Genomic DNA, 17020 nt, shown 5'->3' on the forward strand with positions numbered 1-17020 from the left:
CTGCATCAACCGCAGGCAGCGCGCCTTGTTCTGTTTGTAAGGGAAACTGCATCCCATAATTCCGGCTCAGAATGGGATGCACTTTCCGCAACGGGCCTCTCGCGGAAACTGCATCCCACTCTGGGCGCCCATTCCGGGATGCAGTTTCCGCAACAGGTCGCCCGCGGAAACCACATCCCGTTCCGAGCCTTCAAAGCGGGACGCGGCTTCCCCGAGAGAGTATCGACTACTTACCGTCGTCGTCCTCGGCTTCTTCTCTTGCATAGAGCTCCAGCATGCGGCGGCGGTATTCGCGCACGGCGAGCTTGGCGCGCTCCAAGCGGCGACGCTCGCGCTGGGTCAGCTCGGACGGGTCGACCTCGTCTCCATAGGTCTTATCGGCAAGCAGGTGCGCCGCGTCCACGATGCGGGCATCGATGTGGCCGCTCGCCGCCTCGGCAGAAAGACGCTCGGCAATCGTATCGAGCGTAGGCAGGCCCTCGAATACGCGACCATGGCCATGCGAAGTCAGCAGCTCGTGCTCGCGTGCGAGCAGGCTCGCCAAATCGTGGTGAGCGCGCAGGATATCGAGCGCATCGGATGGATGCTCGGCAACCTCTGCCACGGCGGCGACCGGTGCGGCGTCGACCACGCGGTAGAAGAGCTGCGCGAGCAATGGCATCAAGAACACCGTGATGGCGCCGGCGGCAACCATAACCGACGCGATGTCTTGCGACAGCGCACCCGCGTTGACGGCAACGCTCGTCACGGCAACGATGATCGGCAGCGCCGTGGTGCAGTAGAGCGCCACGGTGATGCGGCCATACGCCGAGACATCGCGCGTCGCAGGACAAATGCTCATAGAGATAAGAATGGGCACGGCACGAATAATCAACAACGCCACGATAAAGCCCGCGAGCAGCCCGGGACGCGACGCCACGGCCGTCAGGTCGATCTTTGCGCCCGATACGGTAAAGAACACCGGAATCAAAAAGCCGTAGGCCAGGCCGTCGAGCTTGGTCTCGAGCGTATGGTTGCCCTCGGGGATGATATAGCGCAGGACAAAGCCGGCGGCAAAAGAACCCAACACGATGTCGAGATCAAAGACGGCCGAGAACGCCGCGAGCGTGACCAGGATGAGCACCGTCAGGCGCACGAAGGTCTGCGACGTGGTATCGGCACGTTCCTCGACAAACGCAAAGAAGCGGCTGCCGACGCGCTTGGAGCGGCTTGGAACCACGGCCAGCAACACGCAAACCACCGCAAACAAGCCAAGGATTACGAGCGTTTGGATGCCAGTGCGGGCAGACAGCAACACCGACATAGCAAGCACGGGTCCAAGTTCGCCCCAGGTGCCATACGCGAGAATCGAGTCGCCCACACGCGTGCCAGTGAGCGAGCGCTCACGCATGATGGGCACGAGTGTGCCGAGCGCCGTCGAAGTAAGGGCAAGCGTCACGGCGATACCGTCGAAATGACTGACCGAGAACCACGGGGTAAAGCGCACGGCAAGCCAGGCGATACCAAACGTGACGACCCACGTCGCCAAGCCGTAGCGCCCCTCGACGCCCGTGATGCTCTTGGGATCGATCTCAAAGCCGGCAAGCAAGAACAAAAAGGCCAGACCGAGCTCGGACACAAGCGAGACCTCGGTATCTACATGGATGACGCCGAGCATATGAGGTCCCAGCACTGCGCCGAGCACGAGCAAAAAGACCGTCTCGGGAACGGGTTTTCCAGGAATCGCCGAGGCGATGAAGGGGCTTGCAAAGGCCACGAGCGCGATGATGGCGAGCGAAACGAATGCCATGTGATGCCTTTCTCTTGTTTGCGCTTCACTGTAGCACCCTCGCCGTCCTCAACGCGCCGCGAGCTGTCGTATCATAGTGAGGTTTACAAACATGTGGCTCAAGGCGACTGCGAGGCCCGCCCCGCAAACCGACCGCTGCCGCATACCGTACCGTACGCCCAACCGATCAGGAAGGCAGGAACCAATGGTCTCTCGTATCTACGTGGAGAAGAAACCCGGGTTCGACGTCGAGGCTCAGCAGCTCAAGGGCGAGCTGACCGAGATTCTCGGCATCAAGGGCATCGAGGCCCTGAGGATCATCAACCGCTACGACGTCGAGGGCATCGACGAGGAGCTTTTCCGCTCCTGCGTGCCGACCGTCTTTAGCGAGCCCCAGGTCGATGTGACCTACGACGAGCTCCCCGCAAGCGATGGTGCCGTCTTTGCCGTCGAATTCCTGCCTGGCCAGTTTGACCAGCGCGCCGACTCCGCCAGCGAGTGCGTGCAGCTCATCAGCCAGGGCGAGCGCCCCGCCGTGCGCTCCGCCAAGGTCTATATGATCTCGGGCACTCTGGACGAAGCCGCCCTCGAGTCCATCAAGCACTACGTGGTGAACCCCGTCGAGGCCCGCATCGCCTCACTCGACCTGCCCGAGACGCTGTACATGGAGACCCCCGAGCCCCAGCCCGTCGAAGTGCTCGACGGTTTCCGCGAACTCGACGAGGCCGGCCTTGCCGCCTTTATCTCCGAGCGCGGCCTTGCCATGGACGAGGCGGACATCGCCTTCTGCCAGCAGTACTTCCGCGATGAGGACCGCGACCCCACCATCACCGAAATCCGCGTGATCGACACCTATTGGTCCGACCACTGCCGCCACACCACCTTCGGCACCGTCTTGGACGACGTGACGATCGACGACGCCGTGGTACAGCAGGCCTTCGACCGCTACATGGAGATGCGCCACGAGCTCGGTCGCGACGCTAAGCCCGTCTGTCTCATGGACATGGGTACCATCGGCGCCAAGTACCTTAAGAAGACCGGCGTCATGACCGATGTCGACGAATCCGAGGAGATCAACGCCTGCACCGTCAAGGTGAAGGTCGATGTCGACGGCGAGGACCAGGACTGGCTGTTCCTCTTTAAGAACGAGACCCATAACCACCCGACCGAGATCGAGCCCTTCGGCGGTGCCGCCACCTGCGTGGGCGGTGCCATCCGTGACCCGCTCTCGGGCCGCAGCTATGTGTACCAGGCCATGCGCGTCACCGGCGCCGGCGACCCCACCGTCCCAGTTTCCGAGACGCTCGAGGGCAAGCTGCCACAGCGCAAGCTCGTGACCACTGCTGCCGCCGGCTACTCCAGCTACGGCAACCAGATCGGCCTTGCCACCGGTCAGGTCAACGAGCTCTATCACCCTGGCTACGTGGCCAAGCGCATGGAGGTTGGCGCCGTCGTGGGCGCTACCCCGGCAAACCACGTGCGCCGCGAATGCCCCGCCCCCACCGACAAGATCATCCTGCTGGGCGGCCGCACCGGCCGTGACGGCATCGGTGGCGCCACCGGCTCCTCCAAGACCCAGAACACCGAGTCCATCGAGACCTCGGGTGCCGAGGTCCAGAAGGGCAACGCCCCAGTCGAGCGCAAGCTGCAGCGTCTGTTCCGCCGCGGCGACGCCTGCCGTCTGATCAAGCGCTGCAACGACTTTGGCGCCGGCGGCGTCTCGGTCGCCGTGGGCGAGCTTGCCGACGGCCTGTATGTCGACCTTGACACCGTGACCAAGAAGTACGACGGCCTTGACGGCACCGAGCTCGCTATCTCCGAGTCCCAGGAGCGCATGGCCTGCGCCGTCGCCGACGATGACGTCGAGGAGTTCATGGGTTACGCCGCCGAGGAGAACCTGGAGGCAACCGTCATCGCCGAGGTTACCGCCGAGCCGCGCATGCGCATGGCCTGGAACGGCGTTGCCATCGTCGATCTGTCCCGCGAGTTCCTCAACTCCAACGGTGCGCCCAAGCACCAGGTCGCCCACGTCTGCGCCCGCAGCGTGTGGCAGCCCAGCTGGGCCGGCACCACGCTTGCCGAACGCATGACCTCGCTCGTCACCGATCTTAACGTCGCCTCCAACAAGGGCCTTTCCGAGCGCTTCGACTCCACCATCGGCGCCGCGACCGTGCTCATGCCCTTTGGTGGCAAAACGCAGCTCACTCCGAGCTCTGCCATGGTCGCCAAGTTCCCCGTGGACGGCGAGACCACCACGGCGAGCGCTATGGCATGGGGTTTCAACCCCTACCTGATGGAGGCCGACCAGTTTGCAGGCGCCTACCTGTCCGTGGTCGAGTCCATCGCCAAGCTCGTTGCCGCCGGCTTTGAGCACAAGCGCGCTTACCTCTCCTTCCAAGAGTACTTTGAGCGTCTGCGCACCGAAGCCGAGCGTTGGGGCAAGCCCATGGCAGCCGTCCTGGGTGCCCTTATGGCCCAGGTCGACCTGGGTGCCGGTGCCATCGGCGGCAAGGACTCCATGAGCGGTTCGTTTGAGGACGAGGCCGGCGAGCTCAACGTTCCGCCGACCCTGATCAGCTTCGCTGTCGCCGTGGGCAAGGCAGCCCGCGCCGTCTCCCCCGAGTTCAAGGGCCTCACGCACCGCGTCGTCCGCATCGCCCCCGCCACCTATGGCCAGGACTACCGTCCCGATGCTCAGCAGCTTCTCGCCGCATTTGACGCCGTCGAGGCGCTCACCGCCACTGGCGACGCCCTGGCCGTCTCCACGCCCGGCTATGGCTGCGGCGCCGAGAGCCTCTTTAAGATGTGCGTCGGCAACCAGATCGGTATCGAGCTTGCCGAGGATGTGGACGTGGAGAGCCTCTTCACCCCGCTCTATGGCAGCTTTATCGTCGAGCTCGCCGAGGATGCCGAGCTGCCCGAGGTCGCCGACGGCGTTGTCGTCGAGCCCCTGGGCACCACCGTCGAGGGTTATGTCATCGATACCGGCTCCGAGGTCATCGAGCTCTCCGAGCTCCAGGAGGCCTGGGAGAGCGGCATCGAGGGCGTCTTTGCCTACCGCAGCGCCGGCGAGACCGCCGAGGTCGAGACCATCGACTTCCGTGCCAAGGATATCCACGTGTACGGCGGCGCCAAGATCGCCCGCCCGCGCGTGGTAATCCCCGTGTTCCCCGGCAACAACTGCGAGTACGACAGCGCCCGCGCCTTCCGTGCCGCCGGCGCCGAGGCCGACACCTTCGTGATCAACAACCTCACGCCCGAGGCCGTCGCCGAGAGCACCCACGAGCTTGCCCGCCGCATCCGTGCAAGCCAGATCGTCATGATCCCCGGCGGCTTCTCGGGCGGCGACGAGCCCGATGGCTCCGCCAAGTTCATCACGGCGTTCTTCCGCGCTCCCGAGGTCACCGAGGCAGTCCGCGACCTGCTCAAGGCCCGCGACGGCCTGATGCTGGGTATCTGCAACGGCTTCCAGGCCCTGATCAAGCTCGGTCTGGTGCCCTACGGCGACATCGTCGACGCCACGCCCGATGCGCCCACGCTGACGTTCAACACCATCGGTCGCCATCAGAGCCGTCTGGTGCGCACCCGTATCTCGTCCAACCTGTCCCCGTGGCTGTCGCAGTGCAGCCTGGACGACCCCTACACCGTCGCCATCAGCCACGGCGAGGGCCGCTTTGTCGCCAATGACGAAGTGCTCGCCCAGCTGATCGCAAACGGCCAGGTCGCCACGCAGTACGTGGGCGAGGACGGCAAGCCGAGCATGGACCTTTCCGTCAACCCCAACGGCTCCGCACTCGCCATCGAGGGCATCACGAGCCCCGACGGCCGCGTTCTGGGCAAGATGGGCCATGCCGAGCGTCGCGGCGACAACCTGTACCGCAACGTGCCCGAGCATGTCCCTGGCGATAAGTTCATGCCGATCTTTGAGAGCGGCGTGGCCTACTTCGCCTAAACCTTTCCCATCGGGTACAATCCCTTCGGGTAACAACACCCGCCACCGGCACGCCCGGTGGCGGGTTCTTTTTTGCTTCGCGCATACAGAAAGGACATCATGGAAAGCCGCAAGCCGTATCTCGCCACCCTGCCCGGACTCATCCTGGGCTGCCTCGTCTGCTGCGCACTCTGGGGGTCGGCTTTCCCCTGCATCAAGATCGGCTACGAGCTGTTTGGCATCCCCGCGCATGATAGCGCCTCGCAGCTGCTCTTCGCAGGTTTGCGCTTTACGCTTGCCGGCGCCCTGGTTATCGTTGGGATGAGCACGGCTCAGCGCCGTCCACTCGTTCCGCAAGCCCGCGATATCAAGCCCATCTGCATCTTGTCGCTCTTCCAGACCATCGGCCAGTACTTCTTTTTCTACCTTGGTCTCTCCCATGCAAGCGCTATGTCGAGTTCCATCATTGAAGCCAGCGCCAACTTCCTCGCAATCCTCTTTGCCGCCCTGGCGTTTCGCACCGAGAAGCTCGATACGGCCAAGGTGCTTGGCTGTATGCTGGGCTTTGCCGGCGTCGCGCTCGTCAACCTTTCGGGCGCGGACGGCACCTTTGGCTTTACGCTCGACGGAGAGGGCTTTATCCTAGCCTCCACCGTCGCGGGTGCCCTTTCGACCTGCCTGATTGGCATCTTCTCGCGCGAGCACGACGGCGTCTTGCTTGCCGGGTGGCAGTTTTTAGTCGGTGGCGTGGTCCTTACCGCCATCGGGTTTTTGATGGGCGGCACGTTGTCCCCCACCGAAATCGCCCCCGCCATCGCGCTCATCATTTATATGGCACTCATTTCCGCCGTCGCGTACTCGCTGTGGTCCCGCCTGCTCGCCGTCAACCCCGTCAGCCGCGTTTCGGTCTTTGGCTTTATGAACCCGGTCTTTGGCGTGCTGTTGAGCGCACTGCTGCTCGACGAGGGCGCTGGCACGAGCCCCGTTACCGTCATCGTTGCCCTACTGTTGGTCTGCGGCGGCATCATCATCGTCAACAAACCCAAAAAGGTCTAACGAACTGCCCTTATTAGCAGAGGGGATTCATATACTTTAGTTTAATGGAGTACATCGGAGAGCCGAGGGCCGCCATGCACGCAAGCGTGTGCCCCTTTTTCTAGCGTATCTGGACGCCGGACTTCTTTTTCTCGGCCTTGACGCGGTAGAGCTCCGCGTCGGCAGCGCGAAGCAAGTCTTGCCAGGTATCGACACCATCACCGACCCGTGCGTAGCCGATGGACATCCGCAACAGATACGGAACCTCGGCACGTGCGAGCTCGTCGCTGATTGCCGCACACAGACGCACGATGTCCTGCTCCGCCGCCGCCTTTTGAAGCACCACGAACTCATCGCCGCCATAACGTGCGATAAAGCCACCAGACGCCGAGCAGACCTCTTTGAGCGTAGCAGATATGACCTGGAGGGCATGATCGCCCTCAACATGTCCATACCGGTCGTTAATCTGCTTAAAGCCGTCAGCGTCCATCATAAGCAGATATACATCTTCGGCCTGATCCACATTTGAAAAGAGCGACAGCATATAGGTCTCAAAACGGTTGCGATTGTTGAGGCCAGTCAACGGGTCGGTCGAGATCAGCTGCTCCTGATAGATGATGTAGAGCAGCAGGATGCTCAGCGTTATACCGACACAAAGGCCCGGTACCGAAAACAAAACCTGGAAGGTACCGCCCACCAGAGCGGGAACCACAAAAAAGGCGAGGGTGCGATAAATGGCCTTCGTTTGCAGGCTTTCGACTTTTCGAGCCTGAATAAAGGCATGCAAGGACGTATATATGATGTAGCAGTAGCTCACGATAGGCTGAATCATATAAAGCGCTCCGCGACGATATACGCCCTGCGCATCGATATAGAACATAGTGTGCGTCCAGTAGCTGGTAAATGCCAGCACGACCACCAATACGGTTGGCAACGTCACGATCGCAACCCTATAGCGCGCGGTCAAAAGGCGAGAGCCCTGCACTGTCTCGGAATAGAAAAACCAAATGAGGCACGCGATGGCGAACAGCGAAAACGAGACCGCGTTGGAAATCCAGTTGGCCGTGATGCCTACAGGAGTGCTCACGCCGTCCGAGAGCGTCCAGATCATATCGAAGAAAATGTAGGCAGCAGAGGTATAGCCGAGCATGCTAAACAAGAGCTGCTGGGTACTCGAGAACAAGGAGCGATGACTTCGCGCGGCAAGCCCGATAAGAACAATCATGCATAGCAGGAATATCTCAATCTTGAGTGCCTTAACCACTAGACGCCATCCCTTCAATATCCAAGTGGCCAGAATCGCCCGATTCGTGTCTGGGCAATAAACACCCCTATTCCGCAGGGGCAATGGGGATAATAGCAGAGCGCCCGAACGTCACTGCAAGACAGCTTTTGTTCGGGCACTCGAACGGCGCGAATTGCACACGCCGGCTTGATTGACTCGCGTCGACGATTACTCGCCGTCGATGTCGGTCGCGACGGCCTCCTCAATAGCCTCGACGCCTTCGGCCGACAGATCCTCTTTGCCGTGGCAGAACTTCTTATCGACCCAGCCGGTCAGAATCGGAGCCATGATTGCCGTGATGATAACGGCAGTGGCGATCTGGGCGTACGCGGTGGGTGCAAGCTCGGCGTAGCGCGGCGCGACCTCGGCGAGGGCGACCGGCGTGGTCATGGCCGTGCCGGCAATGGTGGAGCATGCCACAGCCGCCTTACCGTTGCCGCCACACAGGCGCTCGAAGGCAAAGGTAATGGGACCGACGATAAAGAGCGTGATGAGGCCCAGCAGGATGCCCGAAATGCCACCGGCGATGAAGCTCGAAAGGCTCATGGACGCACCGAGCTGAAATCCGATGACGGCAATCGCGGGATTGGCACCGGGAACCAGCAGGTTCTTGATAAACGGGAACAGGTTGCCCAAAACCATGCCAATAACGAGTGGCAAGATGGAGCCGATAATGGTGCCAATGGGAATGTTGGCGAGGCCGGAAACACCGAGGATGATCATCGTGACGGCGGGGCCGGCCGTAAAGAACAGGATACCGACGGCGCCCTGCTCGGACTCATCGCCGAACTCGCCCATGATGCCCGTATAGAGCGCCATGTTGCAAAACGTGATGCCGCCGATGATAGACACGGAGCTCAGACCCAGGAAGTTGTCGTTAAAGAAATATGCCACGCCCAGGCCGAGAGCCGCTGCGACGACCAGCTTGGGGATCAGCACGACGATGCCGGTCTTGATGGCGCCCGGCGTGGACTTAAAGCTGATGCCGGCGCCCACAAACAGCAGGATCGCGGCGACGATGGTATTGGACCCACCGCGGCAGGCAGCCGTAAAGAAGCCGCCGATCTCAAAAACCTGCGGGCAGAAGGTGTTGAGCAAAAGACCGACGATCATGGGATAGATCATGATGTCGCCCGGGATGCGCGGGACCTTGAATTTCTTTTGCTCGTTGGCGGTTGCTTCCTGTGCCATGAAACCCCCATTTTCGCTGACGGGATACAAAAGCCCACGTCACGCTTTGCTACAGTAAAGTTTGACCATGGTACCAGAAGAAATAGACCAGCTCGGTGAAAAATCCGACAAGTTGGGATGGAACGAGATTCGGCGCCCGCGACGCCACCCCTATATAAGACTCAAGACGATATAGAACACGATGCCCGAGACGCAGCACCACAACATCGATTTTGTCTTGATTGCCACCGCCACGACGCCGGCGGCCGCAATCCAGGGAACCAAGGCAGGCCAGAGTCCCGCGTCGAACGCGCCGGGGCTCACCAAGTCGTTGGCGACCAGCGCGGCAAAGGCAGCGGGCGGGATATAGCCTAGGGCCTCGGTAATGCGGGGCGACAGGGTCCGCCCGCGCAAGGCGAACGCCGGCGCGATGCGAAAGAACGCGATAGCAGCCCACGACGACAGCCACAGAACCAAGAACTCGTTAACGGGCATCGCGGGCACCTCTTCCGTCAAATACAGCATCGCACGCCAGCGCAATGGCAATGCCGACCACGACGCTTGCCGGCACGGCAATATTCACGAGGCCCAAGAACTTGCATACGGCGACGGACACCGCGCCCGAAACCGCCGCGACAACGTTGCCGCGCGACAGCCGCTGCGAAAAGAGCAGGCAGATAAAGAGCGAGGTGCAGACAAAGGCTGCAATGGCGGTGGGAACATCGACAACGGCGCCGACGATGGCGCCCATCGTACACGATACGCCCCATGTTGCGATAAGGATCACATTGAGCACAAAGGAATCGCGCGGACCCCAATCCTCCCCTTCAACCAACTTGGCAAGCGAGATGCCATATGCCTCCTCGGTAAGTGTCGCGGCAACAGCCAGCGTCTGACGCTTCGAGGCGCCCGTCAGATGCGGCGCGATCGATGCCGAGTAAAGCGCAAAGCGCGAGGAGATGGCAGCAACGCTCGCGACGATCGATGCTGCAGGCACGCCCGCCAGCCACAGGTTGCAGATCATAAACTGGCCGCTGCCCGTCACAAACGTGCCGCTCAGAGCAAAGACCATCCAGGGCTCCATTCCCGTCTGCCCCATGATCATTCCGCACGGCGCGCCTATTGCAACATAGGTAAGCATCACTGGCCAGACGATTTTAAAGATCCTAAGGACCATGCCACTCCCATTCTGGTAAGTCGTCTGCAGCGCGCCTCGCAACGCAGCAGAAATATCAACCGGTGGCAATAAAGTTCGCCTACAATTGCCACCGGATCGAAAGACACAACTTTTTAGGAAGTCATTATGACAGCTATCGATCGAGACCGGGCGCGCGCGGCCTTCAAAAGCTACACCGATGCCTACGACGCCACCAACCCACGCATCGCGCTCAAAATCGAGCATACGCACCACGTGGCCGAGGCATGCGATGCCGTAGCGCGCGAGCAGGGCTGGTCGTCAGAAGATATTGACTTGGCGCGGCTTTGCGGCCTGCTACACGATATGGGCCGCTTTGAGCAGCTGCGGCGTTGGGACACCTTTAAGGACGCCGAGAGCATGAGCCATGCAACACTGGGCGTCGAGGTCCTCTTTGGCGAGAATCCCGCCGATGCACCCGCCGTAACGAGCATCCGCGACTTTATCGATGACCCGGCAGAAGATGAGCTCATCCGAGCGAGCATTGCCTATCACAGCGATTTCCGTCTACCCGCACAGCTCGACGAGCGCACACGGAGCTTCTGCGATATCGTGCGCGATGGCGACAAGATCGACATTATGCGCACCATCGCCGACAGCACCGTCGACACCATCCTCAAAGTGGATGAGGACACGTTTCTTGCCAGCCACTTCTCGACACCGGCGCTTACCGCCTTTAACGAGCACCGCTGCGTCACGCGCGATGAGCGCGATGAGCCCGCCGACTTCTTGGTGGGGCTTATCTGCTTTATGTTTGAGCTCGTCTATCCGGCAAGCCGCGCGCTGGCGCGCGAGCAGGGCGATATCTACCGCCTGCTCGACGCGCCCTTTGGCATTACGCGGCCCTTTACCGACCCCGCCGCGCAGGCAACCTGGAGCCGCCTTAAGGACGAGCTGCGCCGCTGGCTGGCAAGCGCTTAGCACTCGAGCTGAGCCAGCAGCTCCTCAACGATCTCAACGGCATCGCCGACGACCTTGTACTGGGCGGCACCAAAGATGGGGGCATCCGGGTCCTCATTGATGGCGACAATGCACTCCGCCCCACCGATGCCGGCGAGATGCTGGATAGCACCCGAGACACCGATGCTCACGAGGAGCTTGGGCGAGACCGATACACCCGTCTGGCCAATTTGGTGGCGATACTCCAGCCAGCCGGCCTCCACCACGGGGCGCGTGCAACCAAGCTCGGCACCCAGGGCATCGGCGAGTTTTCGCATCAGGGGCAGATTCTTCTTGGAGCCGATGCCGCGGCCCACCACGACCAGACGCTCGGCGTCGGCAATCGATGCCTGCTGCCCCCACTCCTCGGCGGGAATCGAGATCTCGACACGGGCCTTAACGTCTTCCGCAAGCATCACCTGGGTGATCGTGCCGGAGCGGCCATAGTCAAACTCGGGCGCCTTAAAGATGCCGGGGCGCACCGTTGCCATCTGCGGACGGTGGTTGGGGCAAATGATGGTGGCCATCAGGTTGCCGCCAAACGCCGGGCGCGTCTGCTGCAGCAGGCCCGTTTCCGTATCCATCGAAAGCACGGTGCAGTCGGCCGTAAGGCCCGTCTGCAGGCGCACGGCAACGCCAGGCGCCAGCTCGCGGCCAAAGGCGGTCGCACCGTACAGAATGGCCTCGGGCTTGCGCTCGGCCACCAAATCGCAGATCAAGCGGGCGTAGACCTCCGCGTCGTTCTGACGCAGGCGCTCGTCACGACAGACCAGAACTTCGTCCGCACCGGCGCAAATCAGATGCTCCAGGTCCCCGAGCGAGCCCTCGGGGCTCATGCCGACCAGTGCCACCAGACGGCAGCCGCGGGCATCGGCAAGCTCGCGCCCCTTGCCCATAAGCTCGTAGGCCACGGGAGCCATGGCATCGCGCTCGTCAGTCTGCACGAAGACCCAAATGTCTCGATATGCGTCAAGGTCTGCCGCGCCGGCGGCCTCGTCGCGCTCAATCGAGATGGCGTTGACGGGGCAGGCGTCGACGCACCCGCCGCACAGGATACAGCCGTCGGTTACGCGGGCACAGCGATTGGGGCGCTCGCCCTCCACCACAATGCCGCCCGAGGCGCAGGCGCGAACGCAGCGACCGCAGCCGATACAGGCTTCGCTATCGATAATCAGCCCGCTCATCTATGCCATCCCCTCGATAATCTTGGCAAGTTTTACCGCCTGCTCGGACGCCGTTCCCTCAACGGCCTCGCACGTTTGGTCACGGTCGGGCACAAACGAGCGCACGACCTGCGTCGGTGATCCGGCAAGGCCGCAACGCGAGGGATCGGCGTTTACGTCGGCAGCGCTGGCCACGCGCACGTCTGCATCCTCGGCCGCGCGAATACCGGCAATACTCGGCATGCGCAGCTGGCCAATCTCCTTGGCGGTCGTCATCGCACACGGCATCTCCAGGTACACCGTCTCCTCGCCGGCATCGCAGCCATGGACGAGCGCCAGCGAGCCACACGTCGTAAATCCCGCGCTCTGCACACAGCTCACGTCGGTCACGCAGGGGATCTCAAAGGCGCCGGCCAGCTCGGGGCCGATCTGGGCCGTATCGCCGTCCACTGCCATCTTGCCGCAGATGAGCAGGTCAAAGTCCTCATCGAGTGCCTCGATGCCGCATTTGAGGGCATAGGTGGTGGCTAGGGTATCGGCACCCGCAAAGGCTCGGTCGGTCAGCAGCAGCGCGTCGTCGGCACCGCGGGCGATGCAGTCGCGCAGCAGCGATTCGGTCGCGGGGATGCCCATCGACACCACCGTCACACGCACGTCCATGCCAAAGCCGATAAAGTCGTCCTTCAGCGCTAGCGCACATTCGAGGGCACTTGCATCGAAGGGATTAATGACCGCCTGCTTGCCATCACGCACGATAGTATTGGTCTTGGGGTCCATCTTGACCTCGGTGCTTCCGGGCACCGCCTTGACGCACACCACCATATGGAAATCACTCATCTTCACGCGCCCCCTTTCTGGACGAGTTCATCCAAGAGCTTCTCCGAAAACAGGTTGCCGCGACCCAGCTGGCCGGCAGGGTCGAGCTGGAGTTTGAGACGCGCCGACTCGACCATGGCCTCGTGGCCGTACATCGTCTCCAAGAAGCCCGCCTTGATCTTGCCGACGCCGTGCTCGGCAGAAACGGCACCGCCCATGGCCGTGACCTCGGAAGCCCACTGGGCAAAGAGTTCTCCACCACGACGGTAGTCTTGCGCGTCGCGCGGCAGGATGTTCACATGCAGATGGTTGTTCCCGATGTGTCCCCAGGCAGCAGACTCAAGCCCGCTTTCGGCCAGCGTGCGGCGATAGAGGGCCACGACATCGGCAAGGCGTGCATTGGGCACCGACATATCCGATCCCAGCTTGGTAATGGTGGGGTCGATGCGGCGACGCTCGTCAATGAGCATATTGACACTCTCGGGGACCGCGTGGCGGAAGAACCGCTGGCACTCGCGATCGACTTCGGTGCGGGCGACCCATGTCGCATCGTCGCGGCCACCCGCAAGCTCCAGCACCCATCCCAAGTGGTACAGCTCCTCGGTCGCCTGCGCCTCGTCATCGCAGTCGAGCTCCACGTAGACACAGACCTTTGCCTCGTCGTCGAGCGCCGGCAGCGAGGCAAACGCTGTCGACTGCTCGCGCTGGCGACGCAGGATATCCAGGGCGCCAGCATCGAAATACTCAATAGCGGCGGCATGGGACAGCACGGGACGCACGGAATCGGTAAAGGACACGGCCTTGTCTTCGCCATCGAAAAAGCAACTCACACCCCATACGACCGAAGGTGCCGCCTGCAGGGCGATCTCGAGCTCGGTAATGACGCCGAGCGTGCCGCACGCACCGATAAAAAGATCGATGGCGTCCATATCGTCCGCAACAAAATACCCCGAGGCATTTTTGGTCTTGGGCATGGTGTAGTCAGGAAGATCAAGCTCGAATGTATGACCCTCTGCCGTCACGAGCGACAGGTGGCGGCCCTGGGCAAAAGCCTCGCCGCGCTGAAGCTCAAGCAAATCGCCATCAGCCAGCGCGACGTGGAGTCCCGTGACATGCGGGCGCATGGGACCGTAAGCGTAGCTGCGGGCACCGGAGGCGTTGCATGCCGCCATGCCGCCCAGACAGGCAGATGCCTCGGTGGGATCGGTGGGAAAGAACTGCTCGGGGGACTCTTGGAACTCCTCGTAGGCCTCAAGCGATGCCTGGTCCCAACCAGCGGTCGGCAGTACCTTCTTGCTCAGCTGCTTACGCAGCTCCGAGAGCACAACGCCCGGTTCCACGCGCAGCAGAAATTGGCCTTGTTCATCGCGGCGAAGGCCCAAGTAGCGATTCATACGGGAAGTATTGAGGATATGCCCACCGTGGGGCACGGCACCGGCGGCAAGGCCGGTTCGGGCGCCCTGAACCGTTACCGGGACACGCTCGGCATGGAGCGTTTCCAAAATGGCACGGACCTCGTCTTCCGTTGTCGGAAACGAGATGCTCGATGCTTCGCCCGATGCGCGAGATTCGTCGCGGCCATACTCTTCGAACTCGTCGGTGAAGGGTTTGATGGTTGCAGACACGCGAACTCCCCCTTTATCTAACTACAGTGTTTGCAGGTAGATGTTACCGCATCGTTTCGTCGACGTGTTCGAAACCGTCTCCATAATTGGCGATTTTTACGTTTGCGCAATTCGGCGAACGGCAAGGCTTCCTCGGCAGACGATGCTTTTGACACATATCGCCCCGCCGTCGCCGACCGCTCGATTGTCGCTCGAAAAAAGTTGAAGTAATTTTTTCCACCTTTTACCTGCGGAGATGTCAATCCGTCAAGCATTTGGTCAGAAATTGGTCAAGTAGCGGCTGATACGGTCGGCGTCGACAGCCAAAACCGATAGAAGTTTTGGCCCCAGAAGCAGGGAGGTTCCCATGGCATATTACTGGCCCCAGTACGGCGTCGCCATCGAGGTCGACGACGATCCCTATCTCCTGCCTTTCGACGAAGAGGCGTTCCCCGATACGGCGGTCTACCACGTCACCACCGATGTTATCTGCGACCCCGAGTCGTTCTCGGCGCTCGCCCACCACATCGCACGTATCCACGACATCGAGCTCCCTCACGACTTTGACGAGCTCATCTACTCGCGCCGCCTGATGCTTCACATGCTCTTTGGAGCGGACCCGTCCACGTTCGCACGTGTCTACACCACCAAGGACGCCGCATGAGTGCGAAGAAGCCGCCCCGCCTTGCAGGACTGGGGCGTCGCAAGAAACTCGTCGTTGTCTGCCTGGCTATCGTCTGCGCCCTCATCGCCGTAGGGCTATACGCCTGGCAGTCGCAGCCCGTGCCCGAAGCGGGCGCCTCAGTCACGACGGCAGAGGGTAAATCGCGCCAAGAAATCCAAGATGAGCTCGATGCCATCGTCCGCGACAACATGATGACGATTTCGGTCGCGCCGGTCGCTCAGCTACAGGAGGACGGCAAGCTGCGCGTCAACGTGCAAAACGTCCAAGACAATATATTTCCCCAGCGATTCCGCGTCATCCAAAACGACGAGACCATGTACGAATCCGGTGTGGTCGAGACCGGCAAGACAATCGAGACGTGCCCCGCCGGCGACATCAAAGAAGGCGAGGCATACATCGAGATCCAGGCACTCGATGCCAAGACCCTCGACAGCCACGGCAATCCGACACGTGTCAGGGTACGGGTTGAGCAAGCCGAGAACTAGCTTTTTCGGCCGACGCGGCACCGCACGCAATTCACCAGCATTCGTCCAATCATCGCGGGGACGGCCCGCGGCGAATAGAAAGGAACGACCATGGACATCACCAGGAACATGAACGGAGCCAGAGCGCTCGTCGTGGGCGCAGGGCTCGCGCTCGCGCTCGCAATGGGCGCCGCCCCGACGCCAGCTCTGGCAGCCGGGCGCGTTGGAACCACGAAAGTAATGGTCAGGACCGAGATCGACAACGTAGAGTTCAAAGTTCCGACGGTTATTCCCTTCGTCGCCAAGGCCGACGGCACGCTTCAGGGCCCCTCAGAAGACGCGACCACCATCGACAATCATTCGGCCTACGGCATCCATGTCACCAACATGAAGATCGACGCCATGAACACCTGGACCATTGCCGCCGACGCCAAGGCCGGAACCGCGCAGAATTCCATCGACTTTAAGGTCGGCCCCGACGGCGCACTCCAGAACGCCAGCGCCGCAATGCAGGAGACGGGCCTCGATCTTTCCAAGAATGCAGCCTTCGACATGGGCTACCAGGGCATTGCCGGCGGCACGGACAAAATTAAGCTCAAGACAAGCGGAAACGTCGCCCGCGTCACGCGCGACATCTTCCGCGTAACCGGCGAAGGCGATCAGGTTGCAACGATCACCTGGACGGTCGAGCCCGGTGCGCACACGGCATAAGGCTATCGCCCTGGCCGCCACCGTCAGCATCCTAGCGTTTGGGCCAGCCATGGCCTTTGCCCAGCAAGAACAGGCACAGGCCGCCACGCAAGTGACGGTCGATCTCTCGGAACTCGACCGCGGCGACCGCGAGGAACCGTTGGCGCAGACAGGCGACAGACGATGGCTCTTGGCAGTAGGTGCCACAGCAGCAGGCGCGGGGACCGCCGGCCTCGGTCTGCACATCAAACACAGCCAGAAACAAAACACGGATA

General features: G+C 61.6%; 15 protein-coding genes. 6 read left to right on the plus strand and 9 right to left on the minus strand.

Annotated elements, in window-relative coordinates:
* Nucleotides 1–226 precede the first annotated feature (226 nt).
* A complete protein-coding gene (locus DW180_RS07795) occupies nucleotides 227–1789 on the minus strand; it encodes a cation:proton antiporter (RefSeq protein ID WP_118238296.1) in 1563 nt (520 codons plus the stop codon).
* A 184-nt stretch (nucleotides 1790–1973) separates the two neighbouring features.
* Here DW180_RS07795 and DW180_RS07800 point away from each other — a divergent pair, with 184 nt between their 5' ends.
* Both DW180_RS07800 and DW180_RS07805 read left to right on the plus strand, forming a co-directional pair.
* Nucleotides 1974–5720, plus strand: a complete 3747-nt coding sequence (locus DW180_RS07800; protein ID WP_118238298.1) for a phosphoribosylformylglycinamidine synthase — start codon at nucleotides 1974–1976, stop codon at nucleotides 5718–5720.
* Between the two features lie 99 nt (nucleotides 5721–5819).
* Complete coding sequence (locus DW180_RS07805; protein WP_118238300.1) at nucleotides 5820–6755, plus strand: DMT family transporter; 936 nt, start codon at nucleotides 5820–5822, stop codon at nucleotides 6753–6755.
* A gap of 100 nt (nucleotides 6756–6855) precedes the next feature.
* Here DW180_RS07805 and DW180_RS07810 read toward each other — a convergent pair whose 3' ends face one another.
* The 4 genes from DW180_RS07810 to DW180_RS07825 all read right to left on the minus strand — a co-directional run bounded on the left by DW180_RS07810 (nucleotide 6856) and on the right by DW180_RS07825 (nucleotide 10591).
* Entirely contained in the window at nucleotides 6856–7998 is a 1143-nt protein-coding gene (locus DW180_RS07810; protein ID WP_118238302.1) for a diguanylate cyclase, read from the minus strand.
* Between the two features lie 189 nt (nucleotides 7999–8187).
* A complete protein-coding gene (locus tag DW180_RS07815) occupies nucleotides 8188–9210 on the minus strand; it encodes a 2-keto-3-deoxygluconate permease (RefSeq protein ID WP_118238304.1) in 1023 nt (340 codons plus the stop codon).
* A 150-nt stretch (nucleotides 9211–9360) separates the two neighbouring features.
* The gene (locus DW180_RS07820; RefSeq protein ID WP_118094228.1) at nucleotides 9361–9684 is read right to left on the minus strand and encodes an AzlD domain-containing protein; all 324 of its coding nucleotides are present in this window, start codon (nucleotides 9682–9684) and stop codon (nucleotides 9361–9363) included.
* A complete protein-coding gene (locus DW180_RS07825) occupies nucleotides 9674–10591 on the minus strand; it encodes an AzlC family ABC transporter permease (RefSeq protein WP_118238341.1) in 918 nt (305 codons plus the stop codon). The genes DW180_RS07820 and DW180_RS07825 overlap by 11 nt, the downstream gene beginning before the upstream one ends.
* On the opposite strand from DW180_RS07825, the gene DW180_RS07830 reads away from it, so the two are divergent.
* Nucleotides 10493–11305: an HD domain-containing protein gene (locus tag DW180_RS07830; protein WP_118238306.1), complete on the plus strand. Its 813-nt coding sequence runs from the start codon at nucleotides 10493–10495 to the stop codon at nucleotides 11303–11305. The genes DW180_RS07825 and DW180_RS07830 overlap by 99 nt on opposite strands.
* Here the strand turns inward: DW180_RS07830 and DW180_RS07835 are convergent.
* From DW180_RS07835 to DW180_RS07845, 3 genes are read right to left on the minus strand one after another with little or no spacing between them, the layout of a single operon-like run.
* Complete coding sequence (locus DW180_RS07835) at nucleotides 11302–12507, minus strand: electron transfer flavoprotein subunit alpha (protein WP_118238308.1); 1206 nt, start codon at nucleotides 12505–12507, stop codon at nucleotides 11302–11304. The two genes, DW180_RS07830 and DW180_RS07835, sit on opposite strands and share 4 nt — an antisense overlap.
* On the minus strand, nucleotides 12508–13323 hold the full coding sequence (locus DW180_RS07840) for an electron transfer flavoprotein subunit beta/FixA family protein (RefSeq protein ID WP_118238310.1): 816 nt from the start codon (nucleotides 13321–13323) through the stop codon (nucleotides 12508–12510).
* A gap of 2 nt (nucleotides 13324–13325) precedes the next feature.
* Entirely contained in the window at nucleotides 13326–14927 is a 1602-nt protein-coding gene (locus DW180_RS07845; RefSeq protein WP_118238312.1) for an FAD-binding oxidoreductase, read from the minus strand.
* 346 nt (nucleotides 14928–15273) lie between these two features.
* Here DW180_RS07845 and DW180_RS07850 point away from each other — a divergent pair, with 346 nt between their 5' ends.
* The 3 genes from DW180_RS07850 to DW180_RS07860 all read left to right on the plus strand — a co-directional run bounded on the left by DW180_RS07850 (nucleotide 15274) and on the right by DW180_RS07860 (nucleotide 16766).
* Entirely contained in the window at nucleotides 15274–15570 is a 297-nt protein-coding gene (locus DW180_RS07850; RefSeq protein WP_089573322.1) for a hypothetical protein, read from the plus strand.
* Entirely contained in the window at nucleotides 15567–16076 is a 510-nt protein-coding gene (locus DW180_RS07855) for a hypothetical protein (protein ID WP_118238314.1), read from the plus strand. The genes DW180_RS07850 and DW180_RS07855 overlap by 4 nt, the downstream gene beginning before the upstream one ends.
* A gap of 90 nt (nucleotides 16077–16166) precedes the next feature.
* Complete coding sequence (locus DW180_RS07860) at nucleotides 16167–16766, plus strand: hypothetical protein (protein WP_089573324.1); 600 nt, start codon at nucleotides 16167–16169, stop codon at nucleotides 16764–16766.
* A 31-nt stretch (nucleotides 16767–16797) separates the two neighbouring features.
* Here the strand turns inward: DW180_RS07860 and DW180_RS10285 are convergent, their stop codons facing one another.
* Nucleotides 16798–17010, minus strand: coding sequence for a hypothetical protein (locus tag DW180_RS10285; RefSeq protein ID WP_233545226.1), 213 nt, complete (start codon nucleotides 17008–17010; stop codon nucleotides 16798–16800).
* Nucleotides 17011–17020 lie beyond the last annotated feature (10 nt).

The sequence above is a fragment of the Collinsella sp. AM16-21 genome (assembly GCF_003471905.1).
In the GTDB taxonomy this organism is placed as follows: Bacteria; Actinomycetota; Coriobacteriia; order Coriobacteriales; family Coriobacteriaceae; genus Collinsella.

Coding starts and splice junctions, on each gene's coding strand:
- DW180_RS07795 (WP_118238296.1), bottom strand. CDS start 1,789: ATGGCATTCGTTTCGCTCGCCATCATCGCGCTCGTGGCCTTTGCAAGC.
- DW180_RS07800 (WP_118238298.1), top strand. CDS start 1,974: ATGGTCTCTCGTATCTACGTGGAGAAGAAACCCGGGTTCGACGTCGAG.
- DW180_RS07805 (WP_118238300.1), top strand. CDS start 5,820: ATGGAAAGCCGCAAGCCGTATCTCGCCACCCTGCCCGGACTCATCCTG.
- DW180_RS07815 (WP_118238304.1), bottom strand. CDS start 9,210: ATGGCACAGGAAGCAACCGCCAACGAGCAAAAGAAATTCAAGGTCCCG.
- DW180_RS07820 (WP_118094228.1), bottom strand. CDS start 9,684: ATGCCCGTTAACGAGTTCTTGGTTCTGTGGCTGTCGTCGTGGGCTGCT.
- DW180_RS07830 (WP_118238306.1), top strand. CDS start 10,493: ATGACAGCTATCGATCGAGACCGGGCGCGCGCGGCCTTCAAAAGCTAC.
- DW180_RS07825 (WP_118238341.1), bottom strand. CDS start 10,591: ATGCTCGATTTTGAGCGCGATGCGTGGGTTGGTGGCGTCGTAGGCATC.
- DW180_RS07835 (WP_118238308.1), bottom strand. CDS start 12,507: ATGAGCGGGCTGATTATCGATAGCGAAGCCTGTATCGGCTGCGGTCGC.
- DW180_RS07840 (WP_118238310.1), bottom strand. CDS start 13,323: ATGAGTGATTTCCATATGGTGGTGTGCGTCAAGGCGGTGCCCGGAAGC.
- DW180_RS07850 (WP_089573322.1), top strand. CDS start 15,274: ATGGCATATTACTGGCCCCAGTACGGCGTCGCCATCGAGGTCGACGAC.
- DW180_RS07855 (WP_118238314.1), top strand. CDS start 15,567: ATGAGTGCGAAGAAGCCGCCCCGCCTTGCAGGACTGGGGCGTCGCAAG.
- DW180_RS07860 (WP_089573324.1), top strand. CDS start 16,167: ATGGACATCACCAGGAACATGAACGGAGCCAGAGCGCTCGTCGTGGGC.